General features: G+C 62.9%; 17 protein-coding genes. 15 read left to right on the plus strand and 2 right to left on the minus strand.

Features of this window, described 5'->3' with window-relative positions; all coding sequences use genetic code 11:
* The first annotated feature begins 26 nt into the window (after positions 1-26).
* The 8 genes from AAHK20_RS29480 (at position 27) to AAHK20_RS29515 (ending at position 10397) form a co-directional block, all read left to right on the plus strand.
* Positions 27-1589, plus strand: coding sequence for a DUF3138 family protein (locus AAHK20_RS29480; protein WP_449185030.1), 1563 nt, complete (start codon positions 27-29; stop codon positions 1587-1589).
* 70 nt (positions 1590-1659) lie between these two features.
* Positions 1660-2952: an NAD(P)/FAD-dependent oxidoreductase gene (locus AAHK20_RS29485; protein ID WP_449185031.1), complete on the plus strand. Its 1293-nt coding sequence runs from the start codon at positions 1660-1662 to the stop codon at positions 2950-2952.
* Positions 2952-4256 carry an NAD(P)/FAD-dependent oxidoreductase gene (locus AAHK20_RS29490; RefSeq protein ID WP_449185032.1) on the plus strand — a complete coding sequence of 435 codons (1305 nt, stop codon included), beginning with the start codon at positions 2952-2954 and terminating at the stop codon, positions 4254-4256. The genes AAHK20_RS29485 and AAHK20_RS29490 overlap by 1 nt, the downstream gene beginning before the upstream one ends.
* A 343-nt stretch (positions 4257-4599) precedes the next feature.
* A complete protein-coding gene (locus AAHK20_RS29495; RefSeq protein ID WP_449185033.1) occupies positions 4600-5865 on the plus strand; it encodes a GGDEF domain-containing protein in 1266 nt (421 codons plus the stop codon).
* Positions 5866-6038: 173 nt separating this feature from the next.
* Complete coding sequence (locus AAHK20_RS29500) at positions 6039-7604, plus strand: flavin-containing monooxygenase (protein ID WP_449185034.1); 1566 nt, start codon at positions 6039-6041, stop codon at positions 7602-7604.
* Positions 7605-7678: 74 nt separating this feature from the next.
* A complete protein-coding gene (locus tag AAHK20_RS29505; RefSeq protein ID WP_449185035.1) occupies positions 7679-8581 on the plus strand; it encodes an SDR family NAD(P)-dependent oxidoreductase in 903 nt (300 codons plus the stop codon).
* Between the two features lie 41 nt (positions 8582-8622).
* Positions 8623-9507, plus strand: a complete 885-nt coding sequence (locus tag AAHK20_RS29510; protein ID WP_449185036.1) for a metal-dependent hydrolase — start codon at positions 8623-8625, stop codon at positions 9505-9507.
* A complete protein-coding gene (locus AAHK20_RS29515) occupies positions 9504-10397 on the plus strand; it encodes an alpha/beta fold hydrolase (RefSeq protein ID WP_449185037.1) in 894 nt (297 codons plus the stop codon). The genes AAHK20_RS29510 and AAHK20_RS29515 overlap by 4 nt, the downstream gene beginning before the upstream one ends.
* Positions 10398-10471: 74 nt before the next feature.
* Here the strand turns inward: AAHK20_RS29515 and AAHK20_RS29520 are convergent, their stop codons facing one another.
* Positions 10472-11026, minus strand: a complete 555-nt coding sequence (locus AAHK20_RS29520; protein WP_449185038.1) for a putative glycolipid-binding domain-containing protein — start codon at positions 11024-11026, stop codon at positions 10472-10474.
* A gap of 278 nt (positions 11027-11304) precedes the next feature.
* On the opposite strand from AAHK20_RS29520, the gene AAHK20_RS29525 reads away from it, so the two are divergent.
* The 5 genes from AAHK20_RS29525 to AAHK20_RS29545 all read left to right on the plus strand — a co-directional run bounded on the left by AAHK20_RS29525 (position 11305) and on the right by AAHK20_RS29545 (position 15838).
* The gene (locus AAHK20_RS29525) at positions 11305-12081 is read left to right on the plus strand and encodes a class II aldolase/adducin family protein (protein ID WP_449185039.1); all 777 of its coding nucleotides are present in this window, start codon (positions 11305-11307) and stop codon (positions 12079-12081) included.
* A 62-nt stretch (positions 12082-12143) separates the two neighbouring features.
* Positions 12144-12341, plus strand: a complete 198-nt coding sequence (locus tag AAHK20_RS29530) for a 4-oxalocrotonate tautomerase (protein WP_449185040.1) — start codon at positions 12144-12146, stop codon at positions 12339-12341.
* 852 nt (positions 12342-13193) lie between these two features.
* Positions 13194-14615, plus strand: coding sequence for a cytochrome ubiquinol oxidase subunit I (locus AAHK20_RS29535; RefSeq protein ID WP_449185041.1), 1422 nt, complete (start codon positions 13194-13196; stop codon positions 14613-14615).
* A gap of 70 nt (positions 14616-14685) precedes the next feature.
* Complete coding sequence (gene cydB / locus AAHK20_RS29540; protein WP_449185042.1) at positions 14686-15687, plus strand: cytochrome d ubiquinol oxidase subunit II; 1002 nt, start codon at positions 14686-14688, stop codon at positions 15685-15687.
* Positions 15665-15838, plus strand: coding sequence for a hypothetical protein (locus AAHK20_RS29545; RefSeq protein WP_449185043.1), 174 nt, complete (start codon positions 15665-15667; stop codon positions 15836-15838). The genes cydB and AAHK20_RS29545 overlap by 23 nt, the downstream gene beginning before the upstream one ends.
* Before the next feature lie 177 nt (positions 15839-16015).
* Here the strand turns inward: AAHK20_RS29545 and AAHK20_RS29550 are convergent, their stop codons facing one another.
* Positions 16016-16657: a DUF1007 family protein gene (locus AAHK20_RS29550; protein WP_449185044.1), complete on the minus strand. Its 642-nt coding sequence runs from the start codon at positions 16655-16657 to the stop codon at positions 16016-16018.
* A 746-nt stretch (positions 16658-17403) separates the two neighbouring features.
* Between AAHK20_RS29550 and AAHK20_RS29555 the strand changes: the two genes are divergently transcribed.
* The gene (locus AAHK20_RS29555) at positions 17404-20163 is read left to right on the plus strand and encodes a polysaccharide deacetylase family protein (protein WP_449185045.1); all 2760 of its coding nucleotides are present in this window, start codon (positions 17404-17406) and stop codon (positions 20161-20163) included.
* A complete protein-coding gene (locus AAHK20_RS29560) occupies positions 20153-24037 on the plus strand; it encodes a tetratricopeptide repeat protein (RefSeq protein WP_449185046.1) in 3885 nt (1294 codons plus the stop codon). The genes AAHK20_RS29555 and AAHK20_RS29560 overlap by 11 nt, the downstream gene beginning before the upstream one ends.
* The last annotated feature ends 52 nt before the right edge of the window (positions 24038-24089 follow it).

Raw genomic sequence — 24089 nt, forward strand, 5'->3', positions numbered from 1 at the left:
AAAACGACCTAGAACGGAGAATTGGGATGCAAAAGAAACTGATATGCATGCTGGTGGCGGCCAGCATGCCGGGGCTTGCGCTGGCCGACTCGACTAGCGCGGAAATCAAAGCGCTTCAGGCCGAGCTGAAAGCGCTGCAAAAAGAAGTGAAAGCACTTAAGGCGGAGGTTGGGGCCAAGCCGGCTGTTGTTGGGACCTCGGGCACGGCGGCGGTCGCGACGGCGGCCACGGCCGCGCCCGCCGCGCCGGTCGATATCTCGTCGCCGGATTATGGCAAGGCCACAGCGACGTTGACCAACGACGACCTCGCGTCGATGAAGCAGCAGATCGCGAATCAGCAGTTGAAGGTCGATTCGCTCACCGACGCCGCCAACACCGGACCGATCGCAGGCCTCTCGGTCACGGGCTATATCGACCCGACCTACGTCTATAACCGTGCTGCCAGCAGCTCGTCGTTCCTGTTCGCGAACCACGAAAACACTTACAACTACTTCAACAGCACGTTCGGCGATCTGTACCTCGACATCAAGAAGACGTTCGGCGTGGGCCCGATGGCGCCGTCCGCCGAAATCACGCTGATGCCGAACCGCGGCAACGGCATCACGCTGCTGCAGAACGAAAACGGCAGCTCCGGTCTCAACATCCTGAACACGGCCGTGGTCAACGTGCCGCTGTCGGGCACCACCACTTTCGTGGCCGGCTTGATTCCGAGCTTCGGCGGCTACGAAGTGCAGCAGTCGAACCAGATGCAGACGCTCACGCACAACCTGCTCTATGACTTCTCCGATCCGGGCAGCTATGTCGGCGTCGGCCTGAACTACACGGGCGACGGCAGCAATTGGGCATGGAAGTTCTTCCTCGGCAACGAGCAGTACCGTACTTACGGCGCTGTGACGCAGATCGGCAAGAATGCGTCCAACGACCCGATCACGTCGAGCAACAAGATCCCGACCTTCACCGCGCGTACCGACTATACGTGGTCGAGCGCGCTCGATATCGGCGGTTCGTTCAACATCGGGCGCCAGACGCTGGCTGCGAATGGGACCGGCTTCGGTCCCGCTGGCTTGTCGAGCAACGCGTACGGCACATTTTTCTTCGGCGAGGCGGACATGACGTACACGCTTGCCGATGTGATTTACAACGCCGAACTCGACTACGGACAGCAGCAGCATGCCGCGTATAACGGCGGCGAAGCGCAGTGGTACGGTTTGTCGCTGCTCGCGCACCGCAAATTCAACGCACCTGTGGTTGGCCGCATGGGCGCGACGCTGCGTTATGACTACCTCGTAGACAGTAAAAACGGCGGTGGTGGCGGTGGTATCGCGTTGACCGACCAAGGTCGGGATCCGTACAACGGCTTCGGCCCAAGCACCGATTGCATCCAGAGCTCGACCGACGGCGGCATCGAATGCAAGGGCGCAAACCGTCAGGACGTCGCGCTCGACCTGTTGTTCTATCCGACTCAGCAGATCACCGTGAAGGTCGAATACCGCCACGACTGGGCGAACAACGCCGTGTTCCTGCGCAACGACGGTTCGTACGCGAAGTCGAACGACCTGCTCGCCACGCAGTTCATCTACTCGTTCTAAACTGTTGCACCGCTGCGGCGTGAGGCGGCGCGTTCGTCATCGACGCGCCGCCTCACGCCCTTCCCTGCCTATGCTCAAGTTCACGAATCAACCTCACGTCGCGTCGTATTACGCGGCCACCGCCAACGACACGACGCGCCACGCGCCCCTCGCCGACGCGCTCTCCGTCGATGTCTGCGTGATCGGCGCCGGCCTCACCGGCATCAGCACCGCGCTCAATCTCGCGGAACGCGGGCACTCGGTCGCCGTGCTGGAGGCGTCGAAAGTCGGATGGGCCGCGAGCGGCCGCAACGGCGGGCAGTTGATCGCGGGCTTCGCATGCGGCATCGATGCGTTCGCGGACCACATGGACGAAGCCGACGTGAAGCGTGTCTGGGACATAGGTCTCGAGACGCTCGACATCGTCAAGGACCGCGTCGCGAAGCACCAGATCGATTGCGATCTGACGCTCGGCTACCTCACCGCGGCGAACAAACCACGCCATGCAGAAGAACTTCGCGCCGCGCGCGACGACGCCGCCGAGCGCTTTGGTTACGACCGTCTGCGTTACGTCGAGCGCAACGCGATGCCGGAGTACGTGCAGTCGTCGCGCTACCTGGGCGGATTGTTCGATCCCGACAGCGGCCATCTGCATCCGCTCAACTACACGCTCGGCCTCGCGCGCGCCGCGAAAGACGCCGGCGTGAAAATCTTCGAAGACAGCTGCGTGACGTCGATCGGCAAGGAAGACGGCAAGCATCTCGTCGAAACGTCGAAGGGCCGCGTGCGTGCGCAATACGTCGTGCTCGCGTGCAATACCTATCTCGGCGCGCTCGCTCCCCAGCTCACGCGCAAGATCATGCCGGTCGGCACCTATGTGATCGCAACGGAACCGCTCGGCCACGCGCGCGCAGAAGCGCTGATGCCCGCGCGCGCCGCGCTGTGCGACAGCCGCTTCGTGCTCGACTACTTCCGTCCGTCGCCTGATGGGCGGATCTTGTGGGGCGGCAAGGTCAGCTACTCGACCTTCGCACCGCCCAACCTCGCGCAAGCGATGCGCCGCGACATGCTCGTCACGTTCCCCCAGCTCGCCGACGTGAAGATCGATTACGCGTGGGGCGGCTATGTCGACATCACGATGAATCGCGCGCCGCATTTCGGGCGGCTATCGCCGACTGTCTATTTCGCGCAGGGCTTTTCCGGGCATGGCGTGAACACGACCGGTCTGGCCGGCAAGCTGATCGCCGAAGCGATCGACGGGCAAGCGTCGCGCTTCGATTTATTCGGTAAGATTCGGCACCGCGATTTTCCGGGTGGCGCGCTGCTGCGCACGCCGGCGCTCGTGCTTGCGATGGCGTGGTACCGAATGAAGGATTGGCTCTGATGACTGCAACGCTCGACAAGCGCGCGGACGATCTCGCGCGCCGTTCCTATTACGAAGCCAGTGTCCGGCGCCCCGCCGTCGACGACCCAATGCTCGAAGACACGCTCGATGTCGACGTCTGCGTGATCGGCGCCGGGTTTGCGGGCTTGTCGGTCGCGCTTGAATGCCGCGCGCGCGGCCTCTCGGTCGCGGTGCTCGACGCGCATCGTCCCGGCTGGGGGGCATCGGGACGCAATGGCGGGCAAGCGCTCGTCGGCTTTGCAAAGGACGAGGTCATCGAAAAGCAATTGGGCCTCGACGGTGCGCGGGCGTTGTGGGCGATGTCGATGGACGGGGTCGCGCTGATTCGCGAGCGCATCGCGAAGTACGGCATCGATTGCGATTTCACCGCGGGCTATCTGACCGTAGCGACGAAGACCAAGCGCGTGCCGGATTTGCGCGCGTGGATGGATGCAGCGGCGTCGCGCTGGGGCCATCCGCATTTGTCGTGGCTCGAGCGCAGCGAGGTGCGTGAACGGATCGCATCCGAGCGCTATCTGGCCGGCGTCTACGATCCGCATTCGGGCCACCTGCATCCGCTCAAATATTGCCTTGGCCTCGCCGATGCCGCGCGTCGCGAAGGCGCGCAACTGTTCGCACATTCGCCGGTACTTGAAGTCGCGCGCGGCGCGCGGCCGGTCGTGCGCACGGCAAATGGCGAAGTGCGTTGCCGCTTCGTTGTCGCCGCGGGTAACGCCACGCTTGATGGCGTATTGCCGCCGCGGATCGCCGCGCGCATTGCGCCGATCGCCTCTTACATCGTCGCGACCGAGCCGCTCGGGCAAGCCCGCGCCGATGCGCTGATTTCAAAGCGCGAAGCGATTTGCGACAACAATTTCTTTCTCGATTATTTCCGTCTTTCCGCCGATCACCGTGTGCTGTTCGGCGGACGCGCGAGTTCGACCGGCGCATCGCCCGCCAAGCTCGCCGACGATATCCGCAAGCGCATGGTCGGCGTGTTTCCGCAGCTCTCCGATGTGAAAGTCGAATACGCGTGGGGCGGGTTCGTCGACGTGACACGCAATCGCGCGCCGGATTTCGGCGCGATAGATCCGAACTACTTCTATGCGCAAGGGTTTTCCGGGCATGGCGTTGCGCTGACGGGCATCGCAGGGCGCGTCGTGGCAAGCGCGATCACGGGAAACACTGCTGCCTTCGATCTCTTCGCGAAGCTCCAGCACGCGCGCTTTCCTGGCGGTCCGGCTTTGCGCGGCCCCGCGCTCGAAATCGGCATGCTCTATCACCGCATGCGCGAATTGTTCTGACGCGCATTGCGCAGCCGCGATTCAGGATATCCTCACTCCATTTTCATCAAAACCCTACAAGCCGGACGCTTGCACCTGCGATTTAAACCTCGCATAGTCAGCGTCTTGCGCGGTTCAGGCGACGGCTTGACTCCGCAAGGCATAGACTGCGCCGTCCATCCGCTCATGACACGGCCGAACCAGTTTTACAACGACGGCGGAACCACGCTTGATGCCTGAACTCATTGATGCGCCAGCGTATTCGCCGCATTCGCGTTCTATCAGCCGGCACACGCGCCTGCTTCCCGCAGGCGTTGCGCTCCTGTCGATGCTTGTCTTCCTCTTTGCCGCGCCGTTCGCGAAGGTGCCGCTGCATCAAGTGCCCGCATTTATTCCCGTCTATGAATCGGCGCTCATTCTTAACGATCTGATCACCTCGGTCCTTCTGTTCGGCCAGTGCGTGATCGCACGCTCGCGGGCACTCGGCGCATTGGCGAGCGGCTATCTGTACACATCGGCGATCGCCCTTCTCCATATGTTGAGCTTTCCGGGGGTGTTCTCGCCAACCGGACTCTTGAATGCGGGACCGCAAAGCACGGCCTGGATCTATATGTTCTGGCACGCCGGCTTTCCGTGCTTCGTCATTGCCTATGCACTGCTCAACAACAGGAAACAGGCCACGATAACAGGCGACATCGTCGGAGCAGGCAAGCTGATGTTCATCGTCGGCGCCATGCTTTGCCTCGCAGCGGGGATGACCGTTCTTGCCATAGCAGGGCAGCGCCTGCTGCCTGAAATCATCCGAAACAACCACTACACCCCGACGATGCCGTGGGTGGCGGGATCGGTTTGGGGAATCTGCCTCCTCGCCCTTGCGGTGCTGTACCGGCAAAGACGGCGCTCGACAATCGACCTGTGGCTGATGGTCGTGCAGTGCGCCTGGATTTGCGACGTCGCGTTAAGTGCCGTGTTCAACGGGGCCCGCTATGACCTCGGGTTCTATGTCGGTCGAATCTACGGCATGTGCGCAGCCAGCTTCGTCCTTCTGTTGCTCCTGGTCGAAAATACGTTTCTTCATTCGCGGCTTGCGGCAGCACTTGACGAATTGAAGCGGCTCGCCACGACAGATCCGCTGACGGGCGTCGCCAATCGTCGCGCCTTCGACGCCGCGCTGACATTGCACTGGCAGCGCGCCGCCCACGACCGGTCGACGCTCTCATTGCTGATGATCGACATCGACTTCTTCAAACGTTTCAACGATCACTACGGCCATGTCGAAGGCGACCGGTGCCTCGTGCTCGTTGCCCAATGCCTCACACGGACAGTGCGGCGCGCAAGCGATCTGGTTGCACGCTACGGTGGCGAAGAGTTCGTGATTCTGCTGCCGGAAACCGATGCGGCGTCGGCCGCTCACATCGGTGAACGAATGTGCGAAGCCGTCGCTGCCTTGGCGATTCCCAATGCCGGTTCACCTCAAATGCCCAACGTCACGATCAGTGTCGGCGTCGCCAGCCGGGTGGTCGATACCGGCGCTGAGATGACGGACCTGACAAAGGCTGCCGATCACGCACTCTATCTGGCAAAGGCGGCGGGACGTGGCCGGGTCGAAGAAGCGAGCTCGATCGCTTAGTCGGAGGGTGGCTGTCGAAATGTGTTGGCGGATCGCCCCAGTCCTGCCCCCATGGAAGCCGCATAACGGTGAGCGATTCTCGCCGTCCATAGAGTTGCGCGTCTAAACCCATCCTTGCGCTCGCCACCGCCACATCCTATCGTTACATCGTACAATGTAACGATTATCGATGAATGCACAAGGACGCACAGATGACCGCGAGCCCCGCCCCCGAGACCACCGACATCGTCATCATCGGCTCGGGCTTCGCCGGACTCGGCATGGCGATCCGGCTCAAGCAAGCGGGCATCGACGATTTCGTGATCGCGGAACAAGCCGGCTCGCTAGGCGGTACCTGGCGCGACAACCACTACCCCGGCTGCGCATGCGATGTGCAATCGCACGTCTATTCGTTTTCGTTCGCGCCCAATCCGCGCTGGACGCGCATGTTCGCGCCACAACCCGAGATTCGCGCTTACCTTGAGGATTGCGCGACGCGCTTTCAGATCCGTCCGCATTTGCGCTTTCATCACCAACTCGTTTCGGCCGTCTACGACGAAGCGGCGTTGCGCTGGCAATTACGCTTTACCAACGGCACGCGCTTGTCGGCGCGCGTATTGATATCGGGCATGGGTGCGTTGTCGCGCGCCGTGTTGCCCGACATCCCCGGTCTCGACACCTTCGCGGGCAAAGCCTTTCACTCGCAGCAATGGGACCACGACTATCCGCTCGACGGCAAGCGCGTCGCCGTGATCGGCACCGGTGCGAGCGCAATTCAATTCGTGCCGCAAATCGCGCCGCGCGTCGCGCACCTCGACCTCTTTCAGCGCACGCCGCCGTGGATCATGCCGAAAGCGGATCGCGCGCTGAAGCCTCGCGAAACGTGGCTGTTTGAACGCTTTCCCGTCTTGCAGCGACTCGCGCGAACACGTCTCTATTGGATGCTGGAGGCACGCGTGCTCGGTTTCGCGACGCATCCCGCGCTGATGAAGTCCGTGCAAAAACTCGCGCTCAAGCACTTGAAAGACCAAGTGCCCGATCCAGTCCTGCGCGAAACGTTGACGCCCGACTACACGATCGGCTGCAAACGCGTGCTGATCTCGAACGACTACTATCCGGCACTTGCTCGCGAGAACGTTGACGTCGTGACAACCGGCATCGTGCGAATCGAGCACGATGCCGTGGTCACGGCCGACGGCGTGCGCCACCCCGCCGATTGCCTGATCTTCGGCACCGGCTTTCACGTGACCGATCCGTTTGCACGCAGCGTCGTGATCGGCCGCGACGGCGTGGATATCGTCGACACTTGGCGCGACGGCGCGCATGCCTATCTCGGTGCGACGCTGCCGGGCTATCCGAACTTCTTCATGGTGGTCGGTCCGAACACCGGGCTCGGTCACAACTCAATGGTGCTGATGATCGAAGCGCAAGTGGAGTACATCCTGCGTGCTTTGCAAACGATGCGCCGCGAAGGCGCCGATGCGATCGAGGTGCGCGCGGCGGTGGAACGCGCCTACAACGAGCGCGTTCAGCAAAAGCTCGCGCGCGCGATCTGGTCGACAGGCGGCTGCAAAAGCTGGTATCTCGATCCGAAGACCGGCAAGAACACGACGCTTTGGCCCGGCTTTACGTGGCGCTTCCGGCAATTGACGCGGCGCTTCAGGATGGCGGACTACTACACTTATGCGGCAGGCCCTAAGCCATCTTCAACGAATACGGAACGCGCTACCGTCGCGATACGCTCCACGGAAACGGCGTAGCACCGCGCGATACGTCATCGACCACAGCATCCCCGAACAACAAAACGACAGCACAGCAATCAGGGAGAACAATCGTGAAGTCATTTACCGGCAAAGTCGCGGCCATCACCGGCGCAGGCTCCGGCATGGGCCGCGCGCTTGCGGTGGCGCTCGCTCGTGAAGGTTGTGAACTGGCGCTTGCGGATCAACATGCCGCGAACCTCGCCGAGACCGCGCGGCTCGCGCAGAATGCGGCCATGCAAAACCTCGGCGTGGAAGTCGCGATCACGACCCGCGTGCTCGACGTCGCCGAGCGCGACGCGATGTTCGACTGGGCCGCGTCGAGCGCCGCTCATCATGGCCGCGTGAACCTCGTCTTCAACAATGCCGGCGTCGCGCTTTCGAGCACGATCGAAGGCATGGACCACGCGGACCTCGCTTGGATCGTCGGCGTCAACTTCTGGGGCGTCGTGCACGGCACGCAAGCGTTCCTGCCGTACTTGAAGGCAGCAGGTGAAGGCCACATCGTCAATACATCGAGCGTATTCGGCCTGTTCGCTCAGCCCGGCATGAGCGCGTACAACGCAACCAAGTTCGCGGTGCGCGGCTTCACCGAATCGCTGCGCCAGGAGCTCGATTTGATGAAGTGCGGCGTGTCGGCGACCTGCGTGCACCCTGGCGGCATCCGCACCAATATCGCTCAGGCGAGCCGAATCGCCTCGAACATGAAAGGCTTCCTGATCGAAAACGAACAACAGAGCCGAAGCGACTTTGAGCGGCTGTTCATCACGTCGGCCGACGAGGCGGCACGCGTGATTCTCGACGGCGTGCGCCGCAATAAGCGCCGCGTGCTGATCGGCCGCGACGCGCGCGCCGCCGATTGGCTTGCGCGCCTGCTGCCGGCTGCCTATCAAGCGCTGGTCGTGGCAAGCGCACGCCGCATGCAGCGGCGCGCGCAACGGAATGCGGCGCACGACAGTTCCGCGCATCGAGCGTGATCCGCATCTGCCACGCGCCCTTAAAAGAAGGAGAAACGATCATGATGCCCATCCGCCGCGACCTGCATTTCGCGCTGCCGCCCGATCGCGTCGGCGACTGGCACGCGTGGGGCACGCACGTCACGCATTTCTTCAACGCGCTGTCGCTCATGTTTCCGGGCGGCGAACGCTACTTCATCGACAGCGTGCGTCACTACCGCGACAAGATCGACGACCCTGTCCTCAAGAAGCAGGTGATCGGCTTCATCGGACAAGAAGCGATGCACACGCGCGAACACATCGAATACAACAAGCGGCTCGAAGCAGCCAGCTTGCCCGCGCACCAACTCGACAAACGCGTGTGGGCGCTCTTCGATTTCGGGCGCAGACACTTGCCGCCTTCTTTCCGGCTCGCGCAAACCGTCGCGCTCGAACACTACACCGCGATGCTCGCGGGGATGGTGCTCGACGATCCTTCTCGGCTCGAAGGCTCCGAAGAGCACTACCGGCAGGTATGGATGTGGCACGCGTTCGAAGAGACCGAGCACAAGGCGGTTTCGTTCGATGTGTGGAATACCGTCATCGAGCCGGGGCCGAAGCGTTATTTGATGCGCACCCTCGCGATGCTCGAGGTCACCGTACTGTTCTGGGCGATGGTGTTCGAGTTTCACGTCCGCCTTATCGTCGCGGACCGCAAACGCGGCGGACACCTGCGCGGCATGTCGCGAGTCGTTCGTTTCCTATTCGGCCGACGCGGGGTGTTTCCTACGATCGCGCTTGACTGGCTGCGCTTTTTCAAGCCGAGCTTTCATCCGTGGGATCACGACAATCGTGCGCAACTCGCACGCCTTGACGATCTGCTCGCGGCTGTCGCCGAGAGCAACACGCCATACGGCGCGCACGCTCCAGGCGCCCCGCCGCAGCAAGACGAAAGGGCGCCTGCATGACGCGCGAAACACTGCGTGTGCGCTCCGCCGACCTGGATCTCGCGGTCTATGTGAGCGGGCCGCGCGATGCGCCGCCTATCGTGCTCGTGCACGGCTATCCGGATTCGGCGGCCGTGTGGGAACCGCTGCGTGCGCAACTCGAAACGCGCTATCGCGTGATTGCGTATGACGTGCGCGGTGCGGGTGCCTCAGACGCCCCCTCTGAACGCGCGGGATATCAGCTTGAACGGCTCGCCGAAGATCTCACCGCCGTTGCGGACGCAACCTGCGGCACACGGCCGTTTCATTTGGTCGGACACGACTGGGGTTCGATTCAGTGCTGGGAAGCCGTCACCGGCGAGGCATTAAACGGACGCATTGCGTCGTTCACGTCGATCTCGGGGCCTTGCCTCGATCATGTAGCGGCTGCGTCGCGCGACGCCTCGCAGCGCTCATTCGGCGCGGATATCGCGCAACGGCTGCGGTCGTGGTACATCGTGTTCTTTCATCTTCCGCTCGCGCCCGAAGTCATGTGGCGCTTCGCCGGCGTGCGGGCGTGGCCGCTTTGGATGAAGTTGAGCGAAAGCGTCCGCATCCACCCCGACCCGACTCAATTGCGCAATGCGCTCAACGGGCTCGAACTCTATCGCGCGAATTTCTTCGACCGTATTCGCCGCCCGCGCGCAAGACAGGCTCACGCGCCGGTGCTGTTCATCGTGCCGCGGCACGACCGCTATGTCGGACCTGCCCTTTCGGTCGGGCTAGAACGCTGGCTCGGCCCGTATCAGCGCGAGGAGATCGACGCGGGCCACTGGGTCATTCTGCGCGACCCGGCCAGGATCGCCGCAAGTATCGACCGCTTCGTGACGCAGCATGAACCGCATGCAGACGTTACACACCCGCCGCGGTGACCGTCTGGTCGATTTCCGAGCGCGAGCACGCGATCGCATGGCGCAGCGCAACAGAAATGGCACGGTTCGCGGTGTCAGCCCGCCATGGGCAATCGTCTGAAGATCCCTGGGTAGTCGATCACGAGACCGTCTTCGTCGACTTCAAGGTTCGCGGTGAAATTCGAGCCCACGTTTTCATAGCGGTATTCGCGATCCGGCTCGATGCATGTATAGGCTTGCCGCATGTGTGTCACCCGCAAATCGGGCACGGAGATGTACGCCATCTCCAGCACCCTGCGCTCGTCTTTCAGGAGTTTCAAACGGCGGATCGGCAACGTGTTCGTAAACGGCGTCGCCATGATATCGATGTCGATGCAACCGTCGATATGCGCGAGCGCGAGGCCCTTGCCGTCATGCCAATGGCCCGCGCCATCGCCGTGAAGCTCCAGACTCGCGCCGCCCATCACGCGCAGGAACGCGTCCTTGACGCGCCATTGCGCATCGCATTCGATGCGGTAGCACAGCCCGTACGCGCTACCGTCACGCTGCCCGGTCAGCACGCTCTCGACGATGCAGCCTTCGGCGTCGACATCGAACGCCAGATGCTCGATGCCCGCACCCTCTTCCGATACCCAACGCACTTCTCGCATTCGCGACGTCTCCTATCGATGTCAACGGAAAATGCCGAAATTGCGAGCCATCGTAGCGCAAACGAAACCGGTGCACCGGTGCCGCAAATAAACACTATCAAAGGCCTTGCATGCTGCACGCGAGGGATCTGCCCTATGCTCGCGAGTCGGAAGCCGCGCGCGGCGCCTCGCCCGCGCGAGCGGTCATCGCGTGCGCGATCTGCGGCATACTAAACCGTCGCCAAGCGACACGCCGTCACGCGCTTGGCTCCTGCTTCCTGCACTTGAAGGAAACGAATATGTCATTCGCTCACGCGCCCAATCGCCGGATCGCCGCATCCGGTCCCATGTCCGCTGCCGAGCAGCAGACCCGCATCGATCTCGCCGCCGCCTACCGGCTCGCCGCACTCAATCAATGGGACGATCTCATCTACTCGCATATTTCAGCGAGCGTGCCAGGCGAGCCCGGCCACTTCCTGATCAATCCGTTCGGGCTCGCATTCGATGAAGTGCGTGCGTCGAATCTCGTGAAGATCGACATCGAAGGCAATATCGTCGGTGAAAGCGAACATCCGGTGAACGCAACGGGCTTCGCACTTCACGCCGCCGTACACGCCGCGCGCGCCGACGCTTTCTGCGTGATGCATCTGCACAACACGGCGGGCATCGCGGTCTCGGCGCAGCGCGAAGGACTCTTGCCGGCCTCGCAGCACGCGCTGCGCTTTTACGGTCAGCTCGCGTATCACGATTACGAGGGGCTCGCGTTCACGCCGGCCGAGGGCGCGCGGCTCGTTGCGCATCTCGGCGACAAGCCCGCGATGCTGTTGCGCAATCACGGCACGCTGACTGCTGGGCGCACGGTCGCCGAAGCCTACGTGCTGATGGCGACGCTCATCAAAGCTTGCGAGATTCAAATCCAGGCGCAAGGCAGCAAGCAATACCTCGTGGTGCCGGACGACACGGTCGCCAAGCGCACGGCGGAGCAACTGCTCGACGGCGGCGCGATCGAAGGCGTGCTCGAATGGCCCGCGCTCTTGCGCAAGCTCGACCGCATCGATCCGTCCTATCGCGACTAGAACGCGACTAAGCGCGCACGGCTCCATCCCATTCATCCCACTAATCTCAGAGGAGAGACACGATGCCAACATTCCACATCGAACTGTTCGAAGGCCGAAGCATCGATCAAAAACGTAAATTCGTCGAAGCAATCACGCGCGTGACGTGCGAGACGCTCGGCTGCGAAGCGAGCTCGGTCGATATCATTCTCACCGACGTCAAGCGCGAAAACTGGGCGACTGCGGGCCGCCTGTGGTCCGATCCGGAGCCTTCGGCTTAAGGCTCGCTCGCTATCCTTAGAACGCTTTACGTGCCTTAGCGGTCAAGCACGAACGCAGCCTTTTTCAAGGCGCCTGTCCGAAATGCGCGAGGCTTAGACGCCTCGCGCCACATTTTTTCAGCAAAACGGCAACAGCGAACTTTTGTCCTTGCGTCGCTATAGGCTGCGCACTAATTTTCGGTTCTAGGGCCACGCAAAAGGGATCGGCCCCAACCGATCCATACAGAGCCCGGCGCTTCGCGCGCCGACGCGGCCCGGCAGGTCATAACGGGAGCCCACCATGCATCGCCCGCCGATTGTCGCGGCGGGTGTGGCCGTGCGCCGCGCTCGCCTTGTACCGCGACTGTTTCGCCGTCCGTATCGTGCGCCAAGCATGGTCTATGACGGCTTTTCCGCTTATTGCGAATGCCCCGCGTGGCATCGGATCGTGCTGCCTCGGCATAGGAGCAAGACGCTGGACGGGCACCATTGCCTGTTCGCGCCTAAACGGCGGCTGTGTGTTTCATTCGATTAAACACTGCGAATTTAGCTCGCTTGTTATTCGTTTGAACGAACTTGGAAAGCCCTCTGCAAGAAAAGCAGTGCGCCATGTGCGCTGCAGCGCGGTCGATTGCCGCACTTTTCAATGATCAGTCAATTGACGTCCATCAAAACGCGTTTCAGCGATCCGTTTCGCATCAGCCACTTACGTCTCGAAAATTGATGCACGTCATTGACGTCTCGGCATAAAGCGTCAAAACGCAGCGCAGCAAATTTCGCATCGCTGCCCTAACCTTGCGTCCATCTGCATAGCACAGCGCAGTGCGTACCGGCAGCGGCCGGCACGCGTGGTCAACTTCTGCTCTCTGGCTTATGGAACCCGCACTCAGCGCTTTCGAACTGGCGCGCATTCAGTTCGCTTTCACCGTTTCATTCCATATCGTCTTTCCGGCGCTCAGCATCGGCTTAGCGAGTTTCATCGCCGTGCTCGAGTGGCGTTGGCTCAAAACCGGCAAGGCGTACTACAAAGACCTTTGCCTGTTCTGGTCGAAGATCTTTGCGGTCGCCTTTGGCATGGGTGTCGTCTCGGGTGTCGTGATGAGCTACGAATTCGGCACCAATTGGGCCGGCTTTTCGAAGTTCGCCGGACCGATCACCGGACCGCTCTTGACCTACGAGGTCATGACCGCGTTCTTTCTCGAAGCCGGCTTCCTCGGCATCATGTTGTTCGGCTGGAAACGCGTCGGACCGCGCGCGCACTTCGGCGCGACCTTGATGGTGGCGGTCGGCACGCTGATCTCCACGTTCTGGATTCTCGCGTCGAATAGCTGGATGCAGACGCCGCAAGGCTTCACGATCGCCGACGGCCACGTGGTCCCGGTCGACTGGTTCAAGATCATCTTCAATCCCTCGTTCCCGTATCGTCTCGCGCACATGGCGCTCGCCGCGTTCATCGTCGCCGCGCTCGTGGTGGCCGCGGTAGGCGCATGGCATTTGCTCAAAGGCCGGCGCGATCCCGCAGTCAAGAAGATGTTTTCGATGGCGCTGTGGCTGCTGTTGATCCTCACGCCGATTCAGGCATTCGTCGGCGATCAGCACGGCTTGAATACACGCAAGTATCAGCCCGCGAAGATCGCGGCGATCGAGGGCTTGTGGAACACCGAGAAAGGCGGCACGGCGCTCAATCTGTTCGGCATCCCCGACATGGACGCCGAAACGACGCGCTATGCCGTATCGATTCCGCACCTCGGCAGCGTGATCCTCACGCACAGCTGGGATGGCGAGATTCGCGGCCTCAAAGACTTTCCGAAGGAAGACCGGCCTGACTCGACCGTCGTGTTCTGGAGTTTCCGCATCATGGCCGGGCTCGGCATGTTGATGATCCTGATGTCCGCGCTCTCGTGGTGGCTGCGCCGCCGCGGGCGTCTGTTCGACGCGAAGTGGTTCCACCGCTTCGTCGTCGCGATGGGTCCCACCGGCTTCATATCGCTGCTCTCGGGATGGGTGACGACTGAAGTCGGCCGTCAGCCGTGGGTCGTGTACGGCGTGATGCGGACTTCGCAAGCCGTGTCGCCGCTTACCGCGCAGCAGGTCGGCATTTCGCTGATGGCGTTCGTGGTCGTCTACTTCCTCGTGTTCGGCACCGGTGTGTACTACATGCTGAAGCTGATGAAAAACGGTCCTGCGCTGCCGCCTGCTGGGCGAGATGTGGAACGCGACACGCCGCCCCGTGATGCGAACCTGCGCCCCAAGCGTCAACCGGTGCCGGCGCCCAAGCACTTGATCGACGCTTAAGCGCGCTAGCCGCATCGCTATCGCCGCAACTCGCCGCAACTCGTAAAACCCCTGTATTTCGAGGCTTAAAATGGATGTGACCGTTGTCTGGGCTGCGATCATCGCGCTCGGCCTGTTCCTGTATGTCGTGCTCGACGGCTTCGACCTCGGCATCGGCATCGTCTTCCCGTTCTTCCCCGACGAGCAAGAACGCGACCTCATGATGAACACCGTCGCCCCCGTGTGGGACGGCAACGAAACCTGGCTCGTGCTCGGCGGCGCATCGCTCTTCGCCGTGTTTCCGGTCGTGTATTCGACGGTGCTCTCGGCGCTTTATCTGCCGCTCGTCTTCATGCTCTTGTGCTTGATCTTTCGTGGCGTGTCATTCGAAATCCGCGCTAAAGCGACGCGCACGAAACCCATGTGGGACCTCGCGTTCATCGGGGGCTCGACAGGCGCCGCGCTCTTTCAAGGGATTGCGCTAGGCGCATTCCTCCAAGGCATTCCGGTCGAGAACGGCCAGTTCGCCGGCGACGCGTTCGGCTGGCTCACGCCTTTCAGCCTGCTGACGGGGCTCGGCCTCGTCGCGACCTACGCGCTCCTCGGCGCGTGCTGGCTCGTCGCGAAGACCGAGGGCGACCTGCAGCGGCGCTTGCATCGCGTCGTGTGGCCGCTCACGCTCGTCCTGCTCGCGTTCATCGCGCTGGTCAGCGTATGGACGCCGCTGCAGGATCCGAACGTGGCCGCGCGCTGGTTCGATTCGGGATTGTTCTATCGCTTGCTGCCGGCGCCGTTCCTCGTCGCGGTCTGCGCGTTCGTCATGTATCGCGCGGTCCACGGGCGCCATCACACGACACCGTTCTTCATCGCGCTCGCGCTCGTGCTGCTCGGCTACGCGGGCTTGCTCGTGTCGCTCTGGCCTTACGCGATTCCATCGAGCTTGACCGTGTGGGAGGCAGCGGCGCCGCGTTCGAGCCAGACCTTCACACTCGCCGGGGCGGCGGTGATCCTGCCGGTCATCATCGGCTACACGATCTTGGGCTATTGGGTTTTTCGCGGGAAGGTACGCCATGGCGACGCGCATTATCACTAAATCGATGGCCGCGCTTCAGCGCGCGAGCTGGGCGATTCCGAGCTGGGTCTGGTTCGTCACGCTGTGGTGCGTGGGCGTGAGCGGCGCGATGCTGATCGGCGCGCTGTTCAAGGTGTTCATGAACGTCACGCTGTTTGCCGTTTCGAAGTAACGCGCGGCGCAGCACAGGACGACGCCGGGGATGCGAAGTTCGGCATCCCCGGCGCTTCCCTCTCTCCCCGTCTTTCCCCGGTCCCTCACCGCGTGGTATGCATTAGACGAATGGGCTCGGCGCTTTTTGAAGCGTCGCTGGGCGTTTCATAAGCGCGTTGAGTTCAGACTGATCACATCAGCAGGCGATGTTCGTCGCCACCGGTACGACCGCGCCGCCGAATATCGGATGCTTGGTGTCGTCGAAATCCTGAGCCTTGCACGTTCGGGCCGCGCCCGCGCCGAGCGTCACGTGCGGGGCATCCGACGGTTCGTAATCGACAAAGAAGCTCTCGTCCCACACGCCTAGCTGCACTTGCCCGCGTGTCACGTCGACGGCCTTTTGCGGCACGAGCGAGAAACGATACACAAGGTGCCCGTTTTCCATCGCCACGCGAAAATTCGTCGCCTCGCCAAAGTGAAGCGGCACGCCATCGACGAACAGATGCGTGAAGTAATCCGTATCTTTAAGCGAAGAGAAAGCCTGTTCCCAGAACAATTGCGTCTGCGCCGCATTCAACGGACCGCTTTCGGGCAGCTCGGACAAGCCCGCAATCGCCACCGGAAAACCGCGCGAGAAAATCCACGTCTCGTTGACCGACACGATGGCGCTGCCCCGCATATCGACCGACAGCGAATATTTGATCCACACGTGGGGATGCGCATAAGCCGCTTGGGCGGCAAGCCACACCGCAACGGCGACAGCAAATTGCAGCCAAGCGCGAACACGAACCGCATGCGATAGGCGGTTCTTCCCCGGAAGCAGGCGATCCAAACTCATCTTGATCCTTGTAGCGACGTCGATCGGCAAATAGCTTCTCTACGCCAGAATTACCGATTCGGCAATTCCAATCTGCCCGATGAGGTAACAATTTTACAATCGACGCTTGCGGAAAACGTCATTATTTCCGCGATGCACCACACGCCAGACATTACAAAATCCCGTCAATACCAAATTAAAAATCCGGGCGAGGTTTTGCCCGCAATCGTTAAAACGTCTGACCGCTCTCGATCGCGTTTTACCCATGCTCAGCGATAGATTTTCGATGAGAGTTCGGGTGCAACGTACCGCAGCACCGTACCCACGCCGCATCTGTGCACAATCAGCAACGACGGGCCTCTGCACGGATTCTTTGATAAGAGCAGGAATATTTCCTATGATTACCAATACGAAAACGTTTGCGACCAAATGGTGAACCAGGATAAACGTTTGCCATCCCCGACAACGTTTGCGGCATTTAACATTTCAGCGATTTAATTGACAGATATTGTTAAATATCGCGAATGCTCCGATTATAAGCCTGAAATAAATGACCCTTAATCGAATTAGCTGTGATATCTTCGCCCCCGTTTTGATTTCAAAAAAAATGAGAGCCTGCGGCATTAGACCGTGTCGTGGGGGGCAAACATCGAACCGCAAAGACGGTCGAGGGCTATCGAGGCAGCCGTCACTGGCTGCGCCTGACAACAACATTCAGAACAATGGCGAACTCCGCAATACGCCTTGGCGCTTACGCCAGGCGAAGCATGCCGGCGCGTTTTCTCTCCGGGAGCTGCATTCGCCGCTTGGCCGCGCTGTCGCTGGCGTGGCTTGGCGTATTCGCAGCCGTTCCGAGTAACGCGCAAACGGCCGCAGAGAACCGGCAAGCGGGCGCGGGCGCCGCGGTCGAACGCGCTCATGCGTCGACTCAAGCGCCGAATCTGGCGTTCTACGACGCGGACCAACCACCGCTCGACGAACTGCAAGCGTTCGACGCAATCGTGCTCGATCCGGCCAGCGGGTTCGATCCCTCTACTCACCCTCTCGCCCACTCCATCTATATCGCTCGCGCCGCCGCCAGCGCGAACACCGCGCCCGCGGACTTCGTAGCCAATCGCATCGAGCCATTGTGGCAACGCGGTTTTCGCGGCTTCCTGCTCGACAGTCCCGCCGGTTTCGCCTCCATCGATTCGATCGTAGCGGCGCATCCGGACGCCAAGATCATCGTCGCCGGCGACACGGCAACGGCGTATAGCGTCGCAGAAGCGCATCGCAACGCAATCTACGCCGTGGTGATCGATTCGCTCGTGGAAGCGCGCAACGACAGCGCGACGCACGTCGTCGACGTCCCGGCCGCCGAGCGCGAGCAGCGCGTGGCCGCCGCGCAGGCATTCATGCAGCGGACCCGCGTGCCCGTCGTCTCGATCGAATACTGCGAGAGCGCGGCGCGAGCGTGTGCGCGCACACTCGCCGCGCAGGTTGCGGCCACCGGCGTGGAGCCCTACGTCACCGACCCCGCGCGCGATCTCGTCGGCATCGGCCGCATCGAGGTGATGCCGCGCAAGGTGCTCGTCATCCAGGACCGCGATCCGAACGAGCCGATCGATCTGAGCCTCGGCGTGCGCGCGCTCGCCACGCCGCTCAACTACCTCGGCTACGACGTCGAGTACGCCGACTTCAGCCACCCGCTTCCCGCGCACGTGACGCCTGACCGCTACGCAGGCGTCGTCGCGTGGATTCAGCGCAACGCCGTGCCTGACCCGCTCGCTTGGCGGCGCTGGATCGGCGCACGGATGGCCGATCAGTTGCCGGTCGCATTCCTCGGTCAGTTCGGCTTCAACGTTGCCGACAACGACTCGGCGATCGGTTTGCATACCGTATCCGGCATCTTGAATGCACCGTTGACGGTCGCCAAGCGCGACCCGATGGTGGGCTTCGAGATCATGCCGCGCCCCGATCCGCGCGACCTGCCGAATATCCAGGTCGGCGCCGACGGGCAATCGCTCTTGCGCATCGCCTCGGCAGACAAGGCGGTGGACGTCGTCGGCCTCACGCGCTGGGGCGGCTTCGCGCTGAACCAGTACACGGTCGTGTCGCTGGACGGCATCGAGCAGGAGCGCTGGGCCATTCAGCCGATCGCGTTCCTGCGCGCCGCGCTGCGCCTGCCCGATCTGCCCGCGCCCAACGTGACGACCGAGAACGGCAGGCGTCTTTTCATGACGCACGTCGACGGCGACGGTTTCGCGTCGCGCAGCGAGTTCCCCGGCCCCGACTATTCGGGCGAGGCGCTCTACGAGCAGATCTTCACGCGCTATTCCGTGCCGATGACGCTTTCGGTGATCGAAGGCGAAGTCGGCCCAACCGGCCTCTATCCGAAGATCTCGCCACGCCTCGAAGAGATCGCGCGCAAGATCTTCGCGCTGCCGTATGTCGAAATCGGCACGCACACCTATTCGCACCCGTTCAACTGGGAAGAGGTGGACGCCAAGACTGGCTTGCAGAAGGACCGCGGCGGCGGCGACTCGGCGTTTTCGCTGAACATTCCCGGCTACAAGTTCAACCTCGATCGCGAGATCTCCGGGTCGATCCACTACATCGATACGCGGCTCGCGCCCGCCGGCAAGCGCACCGTCGTGCTGCAATGGTCGGGCGACTGCATGCCGCCCGCCGTGGTCGTGAAGAAGACGTATGAGGCCGGCGTGCTGAACGTCAACGGCGGCGACACGGTCATCACGCACGCCGCCGACAGCTGGACGAACATCGCGCCGATCGGCGTCGACAAGGGCCCCGGCGCCTATCAGATCTACGCGCCGAACCAGGACGAAAACGTCTACACGAGCGATTGGCAGGGACCGTTCTACGGATTTACGCGCGTGCTCGAAACGTTCGACATGACCGACCATCCGCTGCGCTTCAAGCCGATCGACGTCTACTACCACATGTATAGCGGCACGAAGGTCGCGTCGCTGCGCGCGCTCACGCAGATCTTCGATACCGTGCTCGCGCAGCCGGTGCTGCCCGTGCACGTGACCGACTATCTGCGCAAGGTGCTCGACTGGCGCTCGTTCGCGGTGGCGCGCGAAGGCGATGCCTGGCTCGTGCGCGGCAACGGGGAAGTGCGCGAACTGCATTGGCCGAAAGACGACGTGCCGCTCATCGACGCCGCGCATGATTCGACTGGCGTGACCGGCTACTCGCACGGCCCGGACGGCACCTATATCCACATCGACGGCGGCGCGGCGCGCTTCACGCTCGGCGCGAAGGCCGCGCCCGGCGCCCTGCCCTATATCGCGCAAGCCAATGGTTTCGTGCGCAACTTCCAGCGCTCGGCGTCCGGCCTGCGCTTCGAATTCGGCGGCTACTACAAGCCATTCGTCGAGCTCGCGAGCGCGTCCACGTGCCGCGTGTCGATGAATGGCGCGCGCGTCGCCGCGACTCGCAACGGCACGCTGCTGCGTGTCGACATCCCGGGCGTGGCCGGCCAGCAAGTCACGTATCGGCCGCTGGAGATCGACTGTGGCCGTTGAGCGCCCGCGCATCGCCACCTCGCTCGTGCTGACGGGCATGACCGCCGCCATCGTGCTCGCGCTCGCGGGCGTCTACTCGGCGGGCGGCGTGCGCGAGCACATCATCGAGACCTCGGCGCCCAGCGAGCTGACAGTCGCGTACCTCGAAGCCTGGTTGCGCACGCAACCAACCAACACCGAGTATTTGACGGCGCTCGCAACGCAATATCTGCGCCTTGGGCGATACGACGATGCCGAGCGGATCGCCGCGCGCATGACAGCGCTCGATGACGAAACGCTCCGCGCAAAGGCGACGCTGATCCGCTTGAAGGTCGCCGAACAGCGCACCTTCGCGAGCCCCGAGGGGACGCCTGCACGCGAGGCGGGACTGATTCAAGTCCGCAAAGCGCTGACTGCGTCCATGAAGCAGCAGTGGGACGCGGACACGTTGCGAGTGTTGTCCGCGGATGCGCTCGCCGCCGGTGCGCCGGATGTCGCGGTGACGTGCTACCAGCGGCTCGCGCAACAAGACGCCGCTTCACGCTCGCACTGGCAAGACGCCGCGGGCCGGATCGCGCTCGGAAACGGTCAATATCGCTTCGCGGCCGAGCGTTTCTTCGACGCGCAGCGCTCCGCCCCGACCCATGACGACACGCGCCGCGAATTCCTCGCTGGCGTGCAAGCGCTGGAGGCGGGCAATCTGCTCGACGAGGCGCTCGCCGCCGCGCAAGCGAACGCCGGCAATCTCGCCAACGATCGCGCCACGTTGATCGTGCTGCTGAATCTGGCGCGTGCGGCGGGCCGCACCGATCTGGTCGATCGCTACGCACGAGCGCTGATGCCGTACACGACGGGCGCACGCGACGCGGATGGAACGGGGCTGCGCACCGTTTCGTATCGTCCGGCGTGGGCCCGCTACATGGACGGGCCCGCACCCGATGCCGCCTCGCCGCGCTGGGGCGACGTGCGAATCCTGCGCGTCAGCACGCAAGCCGCCGCGCCGAACGTTGCGAGCGCAACCAATGGCGCCTCGCGAGACGACGTTGCCGCGCTCGTCTATCAGTCCTTCATCGAATCGAACGACCTCGCCAACGCCGAGAAAGTGGCCTCCGAGCAGGCAGAACGCCACCCGCAATCGGCCGACTGGCAAAAGCGGCTCGCGCAAGTCGCCGAGTGGCACGACGAGCCGGCGCTTTCGCTCAAGGCGTGGCTCGCGTATGCGAACCTCTCGAATGATCCGGCTGGCTGGAAGAACGTGCTGCGCCTCGCGCCGATGCTCCACGACGACGAGTCCTACGTGCTCGCGCTCGTGCACGCGTCGAACGCCGCGCCCTCCGATTTGAAGCTCGCCGATCAGGTGGTCGCGGCCTACGAGCGGCTCGGACGGCCGCAGGACGCCCTCAAGTTCCTGCAAACGCGCGCCACCGATGGCGAAGCGGCCGCCATGAACGAGCGCTACGCGACGGTTGCCGAACGCGCCGGCGACGATGCGCAGGCGCTCGACACTTACCGCAAGCTGCAGAAGCTCGACCCGAACAACACCGTCTACGCGTTGCAAGCCGCCAACCTGCTCTACCAGCAGAACGACTACGCCGACGCATTCGCCGCGCTGAAGCTCGCCGAGCGCGGCGCGAGCGACCACGACACGCTCTACTGGCGCACCTACGGCCAGCTCGCGCGGCTTCTGCAAGACGACGCGTCGGCCAACGCGGCATACAAACATTTGCTCGAGGACGGCCAAGCCACGCCTGAGGACCTCGCCGCGATGGTCTATTTCTACGATCCCTATCCGATCGACGCCGGACGCACGGCGGAATTGAAATTCGACCGCTATCAGGACGTGCAGTCGCTGCGCGACGCGATGTACTACTACACGGAATCGCACCAGCTCGACCGCGTCGGCGCGCTGCTCGCGCGCCTCACGCCCAAGCAATTGGACGCTGCGCAGCAACGTCCGGAGTTTCTCGGCGTCCGCGCCGAATACTATCGACAGATCGATCGCCCGCTTTGGGCGCTGCAAGATCTCTCGCGCGCGATCGCGATGCCGGACGCTCGCTCCGATGTGAAGGCGGCGTACTTGTGGACGCTCGTCGACGTGGGCCGCGAAAGCGAGCTGCGCGATATCGTCAAGCGCTGGCATGACGACGCGCTGCGCACGTCCGAGCTGTGGGGGCCGATGGCCGCCGCCTTGATGCGCTTGAACCGGCCCGTCGCCGCGCTGCGCTATCTGCGCTTGCAGGCGGCGTCGAATCGGCGCGACCCGCTGTGGCTCCTCACCTTTGCGGACGCCGAGGAGATGACGGGGCGTCCTGATCTGGCGTGGTCGATCCGCCGCAATGTGTGGCGCGGGCTGATCGCGCTGCAAGCTGCGCCTGTGCCGCTTGACGGCGCAGCAGCGCAGAACGGCTTGCAACTGCCGACGCCGACCGACCCCGAAGTGCGCGCGCAGTTAGCGAGCCGGCGCGTGTCGCTCGCGCAGATCTTTGCGAATGGCGATGTCGCGACACGCCTGCTCGACGATTTGACACGACCGCCCTCGCCGAGCGATGCGGTCGATCCCGCGGCGACCAAGACGTTGCTCGGCGAAGTGCGCGGACTGCCGCCCGTGCCGACGCGCGCCGACGCGCTCAAGGAATCGCGGCGCATACGCACGAGCGCGGCGCGAGACGTGGCGGTCGCCTGGGCGCTGTCGCGCGAGTCGAATGCGCTCGCCAAGCGCTGGCTCGCGCGCCGCTACGCGAGCCGCTTGCTGGCGCCGGCCGACGCGCAGCTCTCGATCGCACTCGCGGAAGGCGACACGGCCGAGATGAACCGGCTGCTCGACCAGCACACCGCCGAGCTGCCGCTCTACAACCGTATCGACGCCTCCGTCCAGACCGATCGCCAAGGCGCTGCCCAAGCGCTGGCGTTCGACGGACTCGACGGCGCGCCCGACGACAGCGAACTGCACCAGCGCCTCACTGACACGACGATGTTCTGGGCGCAATCGATCGATGCGTCCGTCGACAACTACGTCGAGCATCCGCTCGACTATCTGCAGCAGACGCTCGCGGGCAGCCTGAAACTCTCCGATCACTACATGATCGGCGCGAAAGGCACGCAGATCTTCCAGCGCTCGACGGATGCCTCTCAGCTCATCAACGTGCCCAACGTCGACCGCTCGGCCGAATTCTGGGCGCGGCGCCTAACGCGCGATACGGATTTCCAGGTCCGCGCCGGACGGCGCGACGCGCTCGATTCGTTCTACACGGCGAACGCCTCGGCGGAGATCGGCCGCGATTCGGCGCTGTCGTTCAAAGGCACGCTGGGACGCAATCAGATGGCGACCGAAGCGCAGTCGCTGCAAGTCGGCGGCATGAAGGACAACCTGACAGGCGGCCTCGTCTGGCAAGTGACGCCGCGCATTTCAGTCGCCGCGAACATCGAAGGCGACCGCTTCTACAGCCAGGCGCGCAATTTTCTCGGCACCGGCGTGCTGTCGCAAGGCGAGATCGACTACAAATTCCGCACCACGTATCCGGACTACACGCTTCGCCTGATCGGCGTGCGCGGCAATTACAACGCGACAGGCCAGGCCGACGCGCTGCTATCGCGCCTCGTGCCAGGCGCGCCCACCGCGGCGAGCGCGTACATGCCGCTCACCTACGCCCAGTACGGCGCGATGTTCGGCTTCGGCAACGATCTTGCCGATCGCTACACGCATGCGTGGCGCCCGTACCTCGATGTGGGCCTCGTGCACGACTCGGTGCAGGGTTGGGGGGTGGATACGAACATCGGCATCGCCGGGACGATATTCGGCGGCGACCATGCGGCGATTTATTTCGAGCATGAAAGCGTGTCGCAGCGTGGCACGTCGGTGACGCTGCTCGGTGCCCGCTATAGCTGGTTCTATTGAATAGTGAATTGAGCGTTTTGAATTAGGTATACCAAATGCAATACGTGGTGTA

It is taken from the genome of Trinickia camelliae (assembly GCF_053525655.1).